Origin of the sequence: Rhizobium acidisoli, assembly GCF_002531755.2 — a bacterium.
Taxonomy (GTDB): Bacteria; Pseudomonadota; Alphaproteobacteria; order Rhizobiales; family Rhizobiaceae; genus Rhizobium; species Rhizobium acidisoli.
In genome coordinates, this window is record NZ_CP034998.1 from 39,571 (window position 1) to 52,147 (window position 12,577).

The following is a 12,577-nucleotide window of genomic DNA, read 5'->3' on the forward strand; positions in this document are numbered from 1 at the left end:
AATCTGGCTAACATGAGGCCTCTTCCGAATGCCTTCAGGAATTCGATAAGATTTTAGCGGCCGGCCTTTTTCGGCAGCAGCAGCTCGTCGAGAATGACGCAGCCAGCCCCGATGGTGATGAAACTGTCGGCGAGATTGAACACCGCGAAGGACCAGCTGTCGGTGTAAAACAGGATGTAATCGATCACGTGGCCATAGGCGAAGCGGTCGACGAGATTGCCGATCGCGCCGGCGATGATCAGCGCGTAACCGAGATGGGCGAGCCAGCGGTCCTTCGCCGTGCGGTACCACAGCCAGATGACGAAGGCGACGATGATCAGCCGCATGCCGACGATGAACCAGCCATCCATGCCCTCCAGCATCGAAAAGGCGACGCCGAGATTGTAGGTGCGGTAGAGCGCCAGCATCGGAATGACCGGCACGGCCTCCTGCAGCGGCAGGTAATGATCGACAGCGATCTTGACGATTTGGTCGAGGAGAACGGCGACGATGATGAAGAAGAGGATGGGCGCGGGGCGCGAAAACAGCGCGGGGCGGGCAGGCGTCAGTTCGGTCATTTGCCCTCGGCAAGTGAGAGGAGATGGCGGCGCGCCTCGAAAAGCATGACGGCGGTGGCGACGGCGAGGTTCAGGGAATCGGCGCGGCCCTGCTGGGGAATGCGGGCAAGCGCGTCGGCTTGCCCGGCCAGCTGGTCCGGCAGGCCGGATTGCTCATTGCCCATCAGCAGCACGACGGGCTTTTTCCGGTAGTCGATGGTGCGGTAATCGACCGCGCCGGCAAGATGCGTCGCGACCACGGAAACGCCGGCCGATTTCCGCCAGGCGATGAACTCCTCCGGCGCTGCCCGCGCCACCGGAACGGCAAAGACCGAACCCATGGTGGCCCGCACCGTCTCGAGCGAAAAGGGATCGGTCGTCTCTCCGACCAGGATGATGCCGGAAGCGCCGGCCGCATCGGCTGTGCGGATGATGGTGCCGAGATTGCCGGGGTCGCGCACCCGGTCGAGCGCCACCCAGGTCTCGCCATCCCTCGGCCGAATGTCCCGCAGCGGCATCCAGCGCTGCTCGAAGATGCCGACGACCATCTGCGGATTGTCGCGCCGGGTGATCGAGGCGATCACCTTTTCGCTGACTTCGAGCACCAGCCCGCCCGAGGCGACGGTCCTTGCCGCCATCTGCTCGACCAGCGGCTTGCCCTTGGCGGCTTTGGCATAGACCAGCGTGCGGATCGTCCAGCCGAGCTCGATCGCGTCGATGACGAGCTTCAGTCCTTCGGCGAGGAATGTTCCGCTTTCCTCCCGCGACTTCTTGTTCGTCAGCGCCTTGATGTCCTTGATGATCGGATTGGCCAGCGAGGTGACTTCCTTCACCTGTCCGACCCTGCGCGGTCCCTGATCGTGGAAGTCCTTGCTCATTTCGGCACCCAGCGGGAAAAGAGGGAGGTGGAAAGCGCGCGGCCCGGCGTCTTGCCGTCGAGGCCGGCTTCGCGGATGACCAGCTCGCCGGATTCGACCACGCCGCCGGCGCCCCGCATCGTCTCGCGCATCAGCTCGTGGATCGAATAGAAGCTGGCGCGGATCGAATAGGCGGTCAGCACCAGGCCAACGGCCTTCGGCGACAGGATCTCGCGGCAGACATCGAGCATCAAAGGCAGATGCTCGAAGAGATGCCAGACTTCGCCGTTCGGGCCGCGGCCGAATTTCGGCGGATCGGTGAGGATGATGTCGTACTGGCTGCCGCGGCGTTCCTCGCGCAGGATGAATTTCATCGCATCCTCGCAGATCCAGCGGATCGGCAGTTTCTCCATGCGCCCGAGCGCCTGGTTTTCCCGCGCCCAGCCGATCGCCTTCTTCGAGGCGTCGACATGGGTGACTTCGGCGCCGGCTGCGGCGGCAACCAGCGAGGCGACGCCGGTATAGCCGAAAAGGTTCAGCACCTTCAGCGGCCGGCCGGCCTTTTCGACCTGCTCCTTCATCCAGCTCCAGTGCACGATCTGCTCGGGGAAGACGCCGACATGACGGAAAGAGGTGAAACGGCCGAGGAAATCGACGCCAAGCAGGTTGAGCGGCCAGGTCTCTCCCAGCGCCTCCTTCGGAAAGCGCCAGCGGCCGCTGCCTTCCTCGTCGGTATCGCCGGTGAAGACGGCATCGACTTTTTCCCAGACATGCGAGGGCAGCGAAGGCCGCCACAGCGCCTGGCCTTCCGGGCGGATGATACGGTAGGGGCCGTATTGCTCCAGCTTTTCGCCGTTGCCGCTGTCGATCAGGTGGAAGTCGCCGGCCCCGAGCGATTCGAGGATCACCGGCACGCGCTCAGCCGGACGCTCGCCGCTGCGTGTCATCAGCGGCCGTTCGGGGGCGGCAGGCACGGCAGCCTCGCGCGCCGTCTCGCGGGCAGCCGCAGGCCGCGCGACCGGCTTCGGCGGCCGGCCGGCCCGGTCGTCCCTGCGGCTTTCACCGGAAGGACCTGATGTCTTCTTCTGGCCCGGCCGGCGTTCTCTTTGTTTCAACGTGCTCTTCCGCGTCTCTGTCGGGATATGGTGAGAGCGCCTGCATCTTCTACAGCGCCCCTTGAATTATGCAGTAGCCCAGAAAAGCGTGCCGGATCAACTGCGCGCCGGCGCGGCATGTATTTCAAGCCTCCGATGATCGCCTGCGAAGCCAGCTTTCCGCCGCATACAGGGCTGCGACATGCATCGACTGCATGATGACCGTGCCGGACTGCAGGTCGTCGAGGATGGCGGTAAGATCCGCCAACAGCAGCTCGACCTTCTCGCCGGGGTCGAAACGCGGTTCGCCGGCCCGGCTGAGGCCGAGTGCCAGCCAGCTCGTCACCGCGTTGCTGTGGCTTGCGGCATTCGGGTAGGAGGTCAGCAGCTTGACGAAGGTCGAAGCCTCATAGCCGGTCTCCTCCCGGAGCTCGCGCCGGGCTGCCGCCATCGCCGCATCGCCGGTCTTGCTGTCGCCGCGCTCGACACCGCCGGCGACGAGCCCGTGGATGATCTCGCCGCGGCCATGCCGGTATTCCCGCGTCAGCAGCACGCGCCCGTCGGGCATGACAGGGACGACGTTGATCCAGTCGGGATAGTCGAGCACATGGAAGGGCGCGACGACGGTCCCGTCGGCGGTGACGCAATCGTCGCTTCGCAGCCGGATCCAGCGGTCCTCATATGTGATGCGGCTTGCCGTCACGCTCCACGGCTTCAATTCGTCACTCATCGCCAGTTCCTTGCTCCGGAACGAGCGGGATAACATTCCTCTCCGCCTGGCAAAAGCCTTTCCCGCTGGGATAAGGTGAACGAATCGGAGATGGGGCTGTCGAATGGATTTCACCGGCGAAGAACGCATCGCCGCACCGCGGGATGTCGTCTGGGCAGCGCTCAACGATCCCGAGATCATGCGCGGCTGCATTCCCGGCTGCCAGGGCATCGAGCGGCTGTCGCCGGATACCTTCGAGGCGACGATCAAGGTCAAGTTCAGCCTGCTGTCGGCCACCTTCCATGGGCTGCTGACGCTGTCCAATGTCGATGCGCCGAACAGCTACACGCTGTCGGCCGAAGGCAAGGGTGGTCTTGCCGGCTTCGCCAGGGGAGCCGCCGATATCGTGCTCGAAGAATACGGCACTGATACCATCCTGCATTATCGGGCAAAAGCCGAGCTCGGCGGCAGGCTTGCCCAGTTCGGCGCACGCCTGCTCGATGCGACCTCACAGCGGCTCGCCGAAGGGTTCTTTTCGGATTTCAATGCCGCCGTCGTCGCCAAGATGGCGGCCGGCTGATCCCGGCCAGACGCCACGCGCTTTGGGCTTGGCGCGGCATGGACCATGGGTTAAATCGACGTCATGACGTGGACAATCAGGCCGCCGCGGGCGGAAGACCAGGAAATGCTCGCGGAGATTTATCTTTCCGTGCGCCGCGAAACATTCGTCTGGGTCGATCCCGGCAAGTTCCATCGCGAAGATTTCGCCGCCCATACCAATGGCGAGACCGTCTTCGTCTGCGAGCATGAAAAGGGTGGAGTAGCCGGCTTCCTGTCGCTCTGGCCGGCCGATGATTTCATCCACATGCTCTATATCAGCCCGGACTTCCAGGGCTTTGGCGCCGGTACGGCGCTGCTGCAGGCGCTGCCGGAATGGCCAGACCACCGCTACCGGCTGAAGTGCCTGGTGAAGAACCGGCGGGCGAAGGCTTTCTACCTCGCTCACGGTTTCCGCGTGACCGGCAACGGCACGTCGCCGGAGGGCGACTATGAGGAACTGAGCTTTTCCCCGGTCTGACCGCGGCCGAAGCGTCGCCGAAATCGAGCCGGTTATCGTGCGGGCAGCTGCCCGGCGATTTCCTCGGCGCGGCTCTTGTGGCGGTCGGCCTCGCCCTGCCAGCGGATGGCTTCCTTGGCCTCGGTGCGGGCGCGTTTGCGGTGTTTGCCCTGGCTGAACCAGGTGGCGGCCGAGCCGATCAGCATGCCTGCGATCAGCGCAACGACCAGGAAGACGAAGAAGGGTGCAGAAACCGCAAGCACCTGATCTTCCGGCCGGAACGGATTGAAGGCGAGCGTGACGCTTTGCCGGTTGGCGACGCAGAAGACGATGAGGATGACGCCGAGCGGCAGCAAAATCAACAGGTTGACGATCTTCTTGGCCATTGGAGGTCTCCATGCGTCGGATGGCGCCGCCCGTTCTGAGCTGCGCAGTGTAACTACGCATCGGCCCCGAAAATCGATTCCGATTTTCGGGGCCGATGCGTTAGCAGAATAGGAAAACGGTCTTCGAGATCAAGTGCGGATTCGCCGCAGGCGGCGTGCGCCGATCAATCCTCTTCGTCGGCCTGGCCTGGATTGAGGCGCTCGCGCAGCTCCTTGCCGGTCTTGAAGAAGGGAACCCACTTCTCCTCGACGAAGACGGTATCGCCGGTGCGCGGGTTGCGGCCGGAGCGGGACGGGCGGTTCTTGACCGAAAACGCGCCAAAGCCGCGCAATTCGACGCGGTTGCCCGCAGCCAGTGCATCCGTGATCTCGTCGAGAACCGCGTTGACGATATTCTCGACGTCGCGATGATAGAGATGCGGGTTGCGCGCTGCAACAATCTGCACCAATTCGGACTTGATCACGTTCGCCCCCTTAAATTATTGATTTCTTATCAATCGCGGCCAACCTGCCAAACTGAAAGCAGCCCGTCAAGAAGCAACTTTGGGGGCAGGATTCCATTGATATCCTGGCCTTTCAAGAGATCATCATAACCGAAGATCGTAATCAACCGCGAAACAGCCCCAGCGAGCAGAAAGGGTGTATTGCTCTTCTTGTCCCAGTCGACCATCGGCAGGTCGGCGTCGACGCCGCGCGATTTGAGATAGGCCCGGATTTCCGGCTCGCCGCCGATCGTATCGACGAGTTTCACCTTGAGCGCCTGGCGGCCGGTATAGATCGTGCCGTCGGCGAGTTTGAGCACCTCGTCGCGCGGCAGCTTGCGCCGGTCGGCGACCAGATCGACGAACCAGTTATAGCTGTCGACCACCATGTTGCGGATCATTGCCTTGGCCTCCTCGCTCGCTTCATGGAACGGTGAGGGCTCGGCCTTCAGCGGCGAGGATTTGATCTCCTGCAGCGAGACGCCGATCTTGTCGAGCAGCGGCTGGATCTGCGGATACTGGAAGATGACGCCGATCGAGCCGGTGATCGAGCTGTCGCCGGCAATGATCGTATCGCCGGCGGTGGCGATCATGTAGCCGGCGGACGCGGCAAGCGTGCGCACGTCGGAGACGACGGGTTTCTTGGCTGCGATCGCGCGGATCGCCTTGAAGATCTTTTCGCCGCCATAGGTGGTGCCGCCGGGCGAGGAGATCGAAATCACCGCGGCCTTCACCTGATCGCTGGTCTCGACCTTCTTCAGCCGCTCCAGAAGCTCGTCATCGTCGACGATCAGCCCCGATATCGTCACATGGGCGATATGCGGGCGCTCCGTTCCGGCATTGCCGAAGGCGAAGCTGTAGAAGGCCAGGCCAAGCGCCACGATGAGGGCGACCGCGGCGATACGCCAGAAGCCGAGCTTGCGGCGCAGCCGCCGACGATCGGCGATGATCGAACTGTCCATGAGAAACCTCCAGCGCTGGCCCGGCATCGGCATGCCGCCGATCGATCCGGTGAAATAGGTGGCAGCGGCGCGTACGAATGCCACTTTTTGATGTTTTTCCGTTTTGTTGCTTGTTGCAGAAAAAATTCCATATTGGCAAGCCAATGTAATAATGCGAAACGAACTGTGATTGGCGGCCGGCTTTGTTACGAGGCGCGGCAATCACCGCACATGGAACGAGACCTATGCTCGATACCCTGAAGAACAACGGAAATGCCGCCTATGCGGGCTCCGGCCGGAGCGCCTATGGCGATGCGTTGTTCCATTCCGCCCGCGTGCGGCGGCTGAAGATTTTGCTGCCGGTGGCAGCCCTCATCATCGCGGCAGCCCTCCTGGCGGTGGCGTTGGTCAGCATCTATCTGCCCGAAAACGTCAAGTTCGAAGGCGCCAAGATCGAAAACGGCAAGGTCGTGATGGAAAAGCCGGCGATCGCGGGCCGCAATTCCGACGGCATCAATTATTCGATGCTCGCCGAGCGGGCGTTGCAGGATATCCGCAATCCCGATCTCATCACGCTGGAGACCATCAAGGCTGCCGTGCCGATGAATGACGGCCTGATCGCCCGCGTCGTCGCCTCGACCGCCGATTACAACCGCGCCACCGACAACCTGCATATGACCGCTCCTTTCACCCTGGTGCTCAGCAGCGGCCTCAACGCGAATTTCCAGTCCGCCCGCCTCGATATCAAGGGCGGAAACATGCGCAGCGACGACCCCGTCACCATCACCAAGGACAATGCCTCCATTGTTGCGAAGACGCTCCAGATAACCGATAAGGGGCGGGTGATCACATTCGAGGGGAATGTTCGCATGAATGTCGATCCATCCACCATCCATAAACAGGGCACTTAACCAGCCGGGTCATCCATGACAAAAGATTGTCGCATTTCCACTTGCAAGACTGGCTTGGCGTTCATTGCCGGCGCATTTGCCCTTGTTCTGACGGCCTCGGGCGCGGGCGCGCAGCAGGCGGCCACGATGTCGGGCATGAAGCTTTCCAACGACCAGCCGATCCAGATCGAAAGCGACAAGCTGGAAATCCACGATCAGGAACACACCGCTTTGTTCACCGGCAAGGTCAAGGTCGTCCAGGGGACGACGACGATGCAGTCCGGCAAGATGACCGTCTATTACAAGGACAAGGCGGCAAAGCCGGCCGCCGACGGCACGCAGCCGGCCGCCCAGCCGCAGCAGTCGGCCTCGCTGGCATCGGGCAGCGCCGATATCGACAAGATCCTGGTGACCGACAAGGTCCTGCTGACATCGGGCACGCAGACGGCGACCGCCGATGACGGCAAATTCGATATGGCCTCGCAGACATTCATCCTCACGGCGGATCAGGGCAACAAGGTTATTCTGTCGGATGGGCCGAACGTCTTTACCGGCTGCAAACTGACCGTTCACATGCAAACCGGTCAGGCGGAGCTTGAAAGCTGCGGCGGGCGTGTCCAGATTCAGCTCGATCCAAAATCGCAGCCGAATGCGCAGCAGAAGCAGAACTGAGAAGCCGGCCTCCCACGTGAAATTATCATCGCTATCCACCATGTTCGGCCAGCCCGAGCCACAAGCTGCGGGCGGCGCCGACAAAAGCCGCTATCAGGGAACGTTGATCGCACGCGGTCTGACGAAGACCTATGCGACGCGGCGCGTCGTCAATGGCGTCTCGCTGGTGGTGCGCCGTGGCGAGGCCGTCGGCCTGCTCGGCCCGAACGGCGCCGGCAAGACCACCTGTTTTTACATGATCACCGGCCTCGTGCCGGTGGATGAAGGCACGATCGAGATCGACGGCAACGACGTCACGAAAATGCCGATGTACCGCCGCTCCCGCCTCGGCGTCGGTTACCTGCCGCAGGAAGCCTCGATCTTCCGCGGCCTGACGGTGGAAGAAAATATCCGCGCCGTCCTTGAAGTGCACGTCAAGGATAAGGCCGAGCGCGAGCAGAAGCTGAACGAGCTGCTGGAAGAATTCCATATCCAGAAGCTGCGCAAGAGTGCGGCAGTTGCCCTGTCGGGCGGTGAGCGCCGCCGTCTCGAAATCGCCCGCGCCCTGGCGACCGACCCGACCTTCATGCTGCTCGACGAGCCCTTCGCCGGCGTCGACCCGATCTCGGTCGCCGACATCCAGAATCTCGTCCACCACCTGACGGCGCGCGGCATCGGCGTTCTCATCACCGACCACAATGTGCGCGAGACGCTGGGCCTGATCGACCGGGCCTACATCATCCATGCCGGTGAAGTGCTGACCCATGGCCGGGCGAATGACATCGTCAACAATCCGGAAGTGCGCCGGCTTTACCTCGGCGATAATTTCAGCCTCTGAACGGCCGATCCTTCAGAAATTCACCTTGCGGCATAGTTCCGCTTGACCAAATACAACAAAAGAGCAATTTTTGGGCCAAGTTGGATTTCCGTGGCCTGAAGCCTTGATCGGACGCGGTTTCCCGGAGGAATTGAGGGAGTTTCGCGTCCGTCATGGCACTGTCCGCCAGTCTTTTCCTGCGCCAGAACCAATCGCTGGTGATGACACCGCAGCTGATGCAATCCATCCAGCTGCTGCAGATGACCCATGTCGAACTCACTCAGTTCATCGCCCAGGAAGTGGAGAAGAACCCGCTGCTCGAATTTCCGTCGAATGACGGCGAGGCGGGCGCCGAACGCGGCGAATCCGAGGACGAGCCCTATGGTCATTCTCCGGAAGATGCGGGCTCGGACGACGGCTACGACAACCGCACCGACGCGCTCTCCAGCGACTGGTACGACAATGGCGGCAGTGCCAGCACCAGCCGGCTGAACGACGAGCTCGACGCCAACTATACCAATGTCTATCCCGATGACGGCGCGCCGCAGCGCCTCGATGCGCCCGAACTCGTCGGCCAGTGGAAATCGATGCCAGGCAGCGGCGGCGAGGGCGCCGATTACGATCTCGACGATTTCGTCGCCGGCCAGGTGTCGCTGCGCGATCATCTCGCCCAGCAGATCCCCTTCGTCCTGCCCGACATGGCCGATCGGCTGATTGCCCAGAACTTCGTCGATCAGCTCGACGATGCTGGTTATCTGCAAGTCGATCTCGTCGAGACCGGCGAGCGGCTGGGCACGAGCCTGACTGCGGCCGAGCGTGTGCTTGCCGCCCTTCAGACGCTCGATCCGCCCGGGGTTTTCGCCCGCAGCCTCTCGGAATGCCTGGCGATCCAGCTCAGGCAGAAGGACCGGTACGACCCCGCCATGCAGGCGCTGGTCGAAAATCTCGAACTGCTGGCGCGGCGCGATTTTGCCACGCTGAAGCGGCTCTGCGGCGTTGATGAGGAAGACCTTCTCGATATGCTCGGCGAAATCCGGCAGCTCAATCCCAAGCCCGGCAGCGGTTTCGAGACCGGCGTTTCCGAAGCGATCATGCCCGATGTGGTCGTCCGGCCTTCCCTCGAGGGCGGCTGGCTGGTCGAGCTCAATCCGGATACGCTGCCGCGCGTCTTGGTCAACCAGTCCTATTTTGCCCGGGTGACCAAGAATGGCGACGATCACGCCTTCCTTTCCGAATGCTTGCAGAGCGCCAACTGGCTGACGCGCAGCCTCGACCAGCGGGCAAAAACCATCATGAAGGTGGCAAGTGAGATCGTCCGCCAGCAGGATGCCTTCCTGCTGAATGGCGTCGACCACCTGCGCCCGCTGAACCTGAAGACGGTCGCCGAGGCGATCAAGATGCACGAATCCACCGTCAGCCGCGTCACCTCGAACAAATACATGCTGACGCCGCGCGGCCTCTTCGAGCTCAAATATTTCTTCACCGTCTCGATCAGCGCGGTTGCCGGCGGCGACAGCCATTCGGCCGAGGCGGTGCGTCACAAGATCCGCGCGCTGATCATGCAGGAGAGCCCTGACGCGGTGCTTTCCGACGACGATATCGTCGACATGCTGAAGAAGGGCGGTGTGGATCTCGCCCGCCGCACGGTTGCCAAATACCGCGAGGCTATGAACATCGCCTCCTCGGTCCAGCGGCGCCGCGAAAAACGCGCGCTCGCCAAGGTCGCCGGTTTCTGACGCCGCAATGCTTCGGTCTTGATCGAAGCATCCAGCTCCAAATCCCCGTTATCTCTCCGACGTCTTCAACGAACTGGGGAAAGCCGACCATGACGCCGCAAAATCCGAAGCTTGCCAGGGAGCTTCTCCTGCTGCTGGCGCTGGCGACCCTCTGGGGGTCCTCCTATACTTTCATCAAGATCGGTGTCGAGACGATCCCGCCGGTGACTTTGATCGCCGTCCGCACGCTGATTGCCGGCGGCATCCTGCTTATCGTCCTTCGCTACCGGCGAATCCGCCTGCCGACTGACGGCGAGACGTGGCGGCGGTTTGTCGTTCAGGCCTGTCTGAACAGCGTCATTCCCTTCACGCTGATTGCCTGGGCGGAACAATCCGTCGATGCCGGGCTGGCGGTGATCCTCAATTCGGCAACGCCGATCTTCACCTTCCTGCTGACCGTGCTGATAGCCCGCCATGAGCAGGTGACGGCGCGAAAGCTTTTCGGCGTGATATCAGGGCTTGCCGGCATCTGCCTGGTCATCGGCGTCGAGGTGCTCGGCGGTCTCGGCAAAAGCCTGATGGCGCAGCTCGCCATCATCCTGGCGACCGCCTGCTACGCCGGTGCGGCAATTTTCAGCAAGAATTTCAAGGGGCTCGATCCCGCCGTGCCGGCGGCCGGCTCGTTGATCTCGGGCGCCGTCATTCTCTTGCCGGTCAGCCTCCTCGTCGACCGGCCGTGGACGCTCGATCCCTCGGCCGCATCGATTCTGGCGCTGCTGGCTCTTTCCGCCTTTTCGACGGCGCTTGCCTTTGCGATCTATTTCCGTCTCGTCCAAACGTTGGGCTCGGTCGGAACGACGTCGCAAGCCTATCTCAGGGTGCCGATCGGTGTCGCGATCGGTATCGTTTTCCTCGGCGAAAGGCTGAGTCCGACGGCCTGGATTGGACTCGTTTGCGTCATTTTCGGTGTCGCAGCCATGACGATCCCTGCGCGGGTTAGAGCAACCACAGCGAGAATCCACTAGAAACCATTGGCAAGCGGCCGATGAAATATGCTGTAATTTCCGTGTTTTCGCTGCGTGCTTCGCGTGTATTAGTGATGCCGATTTTTCGCCCTATTGACTTTTCAACGGCGGCTGGCTAGAAGCCCGCCGCAATCGATGCCGCAAACGGCGTCTGGAGTTATCCCCAGCATCAGAAGGGCACCAAGGACCAGCAGGCTGACGCCGATCTTGCTTGAGATTGCGCGAAGTGCTTGGATGAACCTGAGGCTTGGCGTAAACTGATACCCGCAAACGACGATAAGAAGGGAAACTCCATGAGTGTGCGTGTGTCCGGTAAACATATGGAAATTGGTGACTCGTTCCGTCAAAAGATCGAGGACCAAATTGGTATGGCCATCACGAAATACTTCGACGGGGGATATTCGGGTCAGGTGACCGTGGAAAAGGCGAGTTCTCGTTACTCGGCAGACTGCAAGCTTCATCTCGACAGTGGGGTGGTGCTGCATGCGGCCGGCGAGGCGACGGACCCGCTGCTGGCTTTCGACGCCGCCTCGGAGCGCATCGAAAAGCGCCTGCGCCGCTACAAGCGCAAGCTGAAGGACCATCATGCCGGAAACCATCTGAACGGTTTTGCAGAAGTCTCCTACACGGTCATGGATTCCGTTCCTGACCACGAGGATGAAATCCCCGACGATTTCGCGCCCGCCATCGTCGCCGAAAGCACGAAGCAGCTGAAGACCATGTCGGTCGCCACCGCCGTGATGGCGCTCGACATGACCGACGAGCCGCTTCTCCTGTTCCGCAGCCCCGGCAAGGAACACTTGAACATCGTTTACCGTCGGCACGACGGAAATATTGGCTGGATCGATTCAGCCAATATCAAAGGCTGAGATCAGGCGGTGAGCGGCGGTATCGCCGCCGCTCGTTGCATTTGATCCCGGCGACAGAAGGAAAAAGAAATGGCATTGGCAGATTTGCTCCATCAGGATGCGATCATTCCCGCCCTCAGAGTAAATTCCAAGAAACAGTTGCTTCAGGAATTGGCCGCAAGAGCCGCCAGGATCACCGGGCTCTCCGAACGGGAGATCTTCGACGTCATCCTGCAGCGCGAACGCCTTGGCTCGACCGGCGTCGGCAACGGCATCGCCATTCCCCACGGCAAGCTGGTCAACATCCATTCGATCGTCGGCATCTTCGCCCGGCTGGAGCAGCCGGTCGATTTCGAAGCCCTGGACGACCAGCCTGTCGACCTCGTCTTCCTGCTGCTGGCGCCGGAAGGTGCGGGCGCCGATCATCTCAAGGCCCTGTCGCGGATCGCCCGCGTGCTGCGCGATCACGATCTGGTCGCCAAGCTGCGCGCTACTGATTCCGCTTCGGCAATCTACGCCTTCCTCAACGAAGAGCAGACGTCGAACGCTGCCTGAGCGTCATTCATCCC

The 12,577-nt window shown here is 61.8% G+C and carries 16 protein-coding genes; 9 read left to right on the forward strand and 7 right to left on the reverse strand.

What is annotated here, in order from left to right:
• Positions 1–53: 53 nt before the first annotated feature.
• The 4 genes from lspA to CO657_RS00200 all read right to left on the reverse strand — a co-directional run bounded on the left by lspA (position 54) and on the right by CO657_RS00200 (position 3,217).
• A complete protein-coding gene (lspA, locus tag CO657_RS00185; RefSeq protein WP_054182026.1) occupies positions 54–557 on the reverse strand; it encodes a signal peptidase II in 504 nt (167 codons plus the stop codon).
• On the reverse strand, positions 554–1,414 hold the full coding sequence (locus tag CO657_RS00190) for a TrmH family RNA methyltransferase (RefSeq protein ID WP_012556390.1): 861 nt from the start codon (positions 1,412–1,414) through the stop codon (positions 554–556). The genes lspA and CO657_RS00190 overlap by 4 nt, the downstream gene beginning before the upstream one ends.
• On the reverse strand, positions 1,411–2,508 hold the full coding sequence (locus CO657_RS00195; RefSeq protein WP_054182025.1) for a class I SAM-dependent methyltransferase: 1,098 nt from the start codon (positions 2,506–2,508) through the stop codon (positions 1,411–1,413). The genes CO657_RS00190 and CO657_RS00195 overlap by 4 nt, the downstream gene beginning before the upstream one ends.
• A 124-nt stretch (positions 2,509–2,632) precedes the next feature.
• Positions 2,633–3,217 carry an NUDIX hydrolase gene (locus CO657_RS00200; RefSeq protein ID WP_097609943.1) on the reverse strand — a complete coding sequence of 195 codons (585 nt, stop codon included), beginning with the start codon at positions 3,215–3,217 and terminating at the stop codon, positions 2,633–2,635.
• A 103-nt stretch (positions 3,218–3,320) separates the two neighbouring features.
• On the opposite strand from CO657_RS00200, the gene CO657_RS00205 reads away from it, so the two are divergent.
• Together CO657_RS00205 and CO657_RS00210 are read left to right on the forward strand one after the other, a co-directional pair.
• Positions 3,321–3,776 (forward strand): SRPBCC family protein, encoded by a 456-nt coding sequence (locus CO657_RS00205; RefSeq protein WP_054182023.1) that lies wholly within the window; start codon positions 3,321–3,323, stop codon positions 3,774–3,776.
• 63 nt (positions 3,777–3,839) lie between these two features.
• Positions 3,840–4,274, forward strand: a complete 435-nt coding sequence (locus tag CO657_RS00210) for a GNAT family N-acetyltransferase (protein WP_054182022.1) — start codon at positions 3,840–3,842, stop codon at positions 4,272–4,274.
• 32 nt (positions 4,275–4,306) lie between these two features.
• Here CO657_RS00210 and CO657_RS00215 read toward each other — a convergent pair whose 3' ends face one another.
• From CO657_RS00215 to sppA, 3 genes are all read right to left on the reverse strand, one after another.
• On the reverse strand, positions 4,307–4,639 hold the full coding sequence (locus CO657_RS00215) for a LapA family protein (RefSeq protein ID WP_003570781.1): 333 nt from the start codon (positions 4,637–4,639) through the stop codon (positions 4,307–4,309).
• A 164-nt stretch (positions 4,640–4,803) separates the two neighbouring features.
• Entirely contained in the window at positions 4,804–5,103 is a 300-nt protein-coding gene (locus CO657_RS00220; RefSeq protein ID WP_003544934.1) for an integration host factor subunit beta, read from the reverse strand.
• 29 nt (positions 5,104–5,132) lie between these two features.
• On the reverse strand, positions 5,133–6,083 hold the full coding sequence (gene sppA, locus CO657_RS00225) for a signal peptide peptidase SppA (RefSeq protein ID WP_054182255.1): 951 nt from the start codon (positions 6,081–6,083) through the stop codon (positions 5,133–5,135).
• A gap of 224 nt (positions 6,084–6,307) precedes the next feature.
• On the opposite strand from sppA, the gene lptC reads away from it, so the two are divergent.
• From lptC to ptsN, 7 genes are all read left to right on the forward strand, one after another.
• Positions 6,308–6,973 carry an LPS export ABC transporter periplasmic protein LptC gene (gene lptC, locus CO657_RS00230; protein WP_012556395.1) on the forward strand — a complete coding sequence of 222 codons (666 nt, stop codon included), beginning with the start codon at positions 6,308–6,310 and terminating at the stop codon, positions 6,971–6,973.
• Between the two features lie 15 nt (positions 6,974–6,988).
• Positions 6,989–7,624 (forward strand): LptA/OstA family protein, encoded by a 636-nt coding sequence (locus CO657_RS00235; protein WP_003588956.1) that lies wholly within the window; start codon positions 6,989–6,991, stop codon positions 7,622–7,624.
• A 40-nt stretch (positions 7,625–7,664) separates the two neighbouring features.
• Entirely contained in the window at positions 7,665–8,441 is a 777-nt protein-coding gene (lptB, locus tag CO657_RS00240) for an LPS export ABC transporter ATP-binding protein (RefSeq protein ID WP_003588955.1), read from the forward strand.
• A gap of 152 nt (positions 8,442–8,593) precedes the next feature.
• On the forward strand, positions 8,594–10,156 hold the full coding sequence (gene rpoN / locus CO657_RS00245) for an RNA polymerase factor sigma-54 (RefSeq protein ID WP_054182021.1): 1,563 nt from the start codon (positions 8,594–8,596) through the stop codon (positions 10,154–10,156).
• Between the two features lie 89 nt (positions 10,157–10,245).
• Positions 10,246–11,160 (forward strand): DMT family transporter, encoded by a 915-nt coding sequence (locus CO657_RS00250; protein WP_054182020.1) that lies wholly within the window; start codon positions 10,246–10,248, stop codon positions 11,158–11,160.
• Positions 11,161–11,453: 293 nt separating this feature from the next.
• On the forward strand, positions 11,454–12,029 hold the full coding sequence (gene hpf / locus CO657_RS00255) for a ribosome hibernation-promoting factor, HPF/YfiA family (protein WP_003588952.1): 576 nt from the start codon (positions 11,454–11,456) through the stop codon (positions 12,027–12,029).
• A gap of 69 nt (positions 12,030–12,098) precedes the next feature.
• The gene (ptsN, locus tag CO657_RS00260) at positions 12,099–12,563 is read left to right on the forward strand and encodes a PTS IIA-like nitrogen regulatory protein PtsN (RefSeq protein WP_003570770.1); all 465 of its coding nucleotides are present in this window, start codon (positions 12,099–12,101) and stop codon (positions 12,561–12,563) included.
• Positions 12,564–12,577: the final 14 nt, after the last annotated feature.

Coding starts and splice junctions, on each gene's coding strand:
- CO657_RS00215 (WP_003570781.1), bottom strand. CDS start 4,639: ATGGCCAAGAAGATCGTCAACCTGTTGATTTTGCTGCCGCTCGGCGTC.
- CO657_RS00235 (WP_003588956.1), top strand. CDS start 6,989: ATGACAAAAGATTGTCGCATTTCCACTTGCAAGACTGGCTTGGCGTTC.
- hpf (WP_003588952.1), top strand. CDS start 11,454: ATGAGTGTGCGTGTGTCCGGTAAACATATGGAAATTGGTGACTCGTTC.
- lptB (WP_003588955.1), top strand. CDS start 7,665: ATGTTCGGCCAGCCCGAGCCACAAGCTGCGGGCGGCGCCGACAAAAGC.
- CO657_RS00205 (WP_054182023.1), top strand. CDS start 3,321: ATGGATTTCACCGGCGAAGAACGCATCGCCGCACCGCGGGATGTCGTC.
- CO657_RS00200 (WP_097609943.1), bottom strand. CDS start 3,217: ATGAGTGACGAATTGAAGCCGTGGAGCGTGACGGCAAGCCGCATCACA.
- sppA (WP_054182255.1), bottom strand. CDS start 6,083: ATGGACAGTTCGATCATCGCCGATCGTCGGCGGCTGCGCCGCAAGCTC.
- CO657_RS00250 (WP_054182020.1), top strand. CDS start 10,246: ATGACGCCGCAAAATCCGAAGCTTGCCAGGGAGCTTCTCCTGCTGCTG.
- lspA (WP_054182026.1), bottom strand. CDS start 557: ATGACCGAACTGACGCCTGCCCGCCCCGCGCTGTTTTCGCGCCCCGCG.
- CO657_RS00190 (WP_012556390.1), bottom strand. CDS start 1,414: ATGAGCAAGGACTTCCACGATCAGGGACCGCGCAGGGTCGGACAGGTG.
- rpoN (WP_054182021.1), top strand. CDS start 8,594: ATGGCACTGTCCGCCAGTCTTTTCCTGCGCCAGAACCAATCGCTGGTG.
- lptC (WP_012556395.1), top strand. CDS start 6,308: ATGCTCGATACCCTGAAGAACAACGGAAATGCCGCCTATGCGGGCTCC.
- CO657_RS00210 (WP_054182022.1), top strand. CDS start 3,840: ATGACGTGGACAATCAGGCCGCCGCGGGCGGAAGACCAGGAAATGCTC.
- ptsN (WP_003570770.1), top strand. CDS start 12,099: ATGGCATTGGCAGATTTGCTCCATCAGGATGCGATCATTCCCGCCCTC.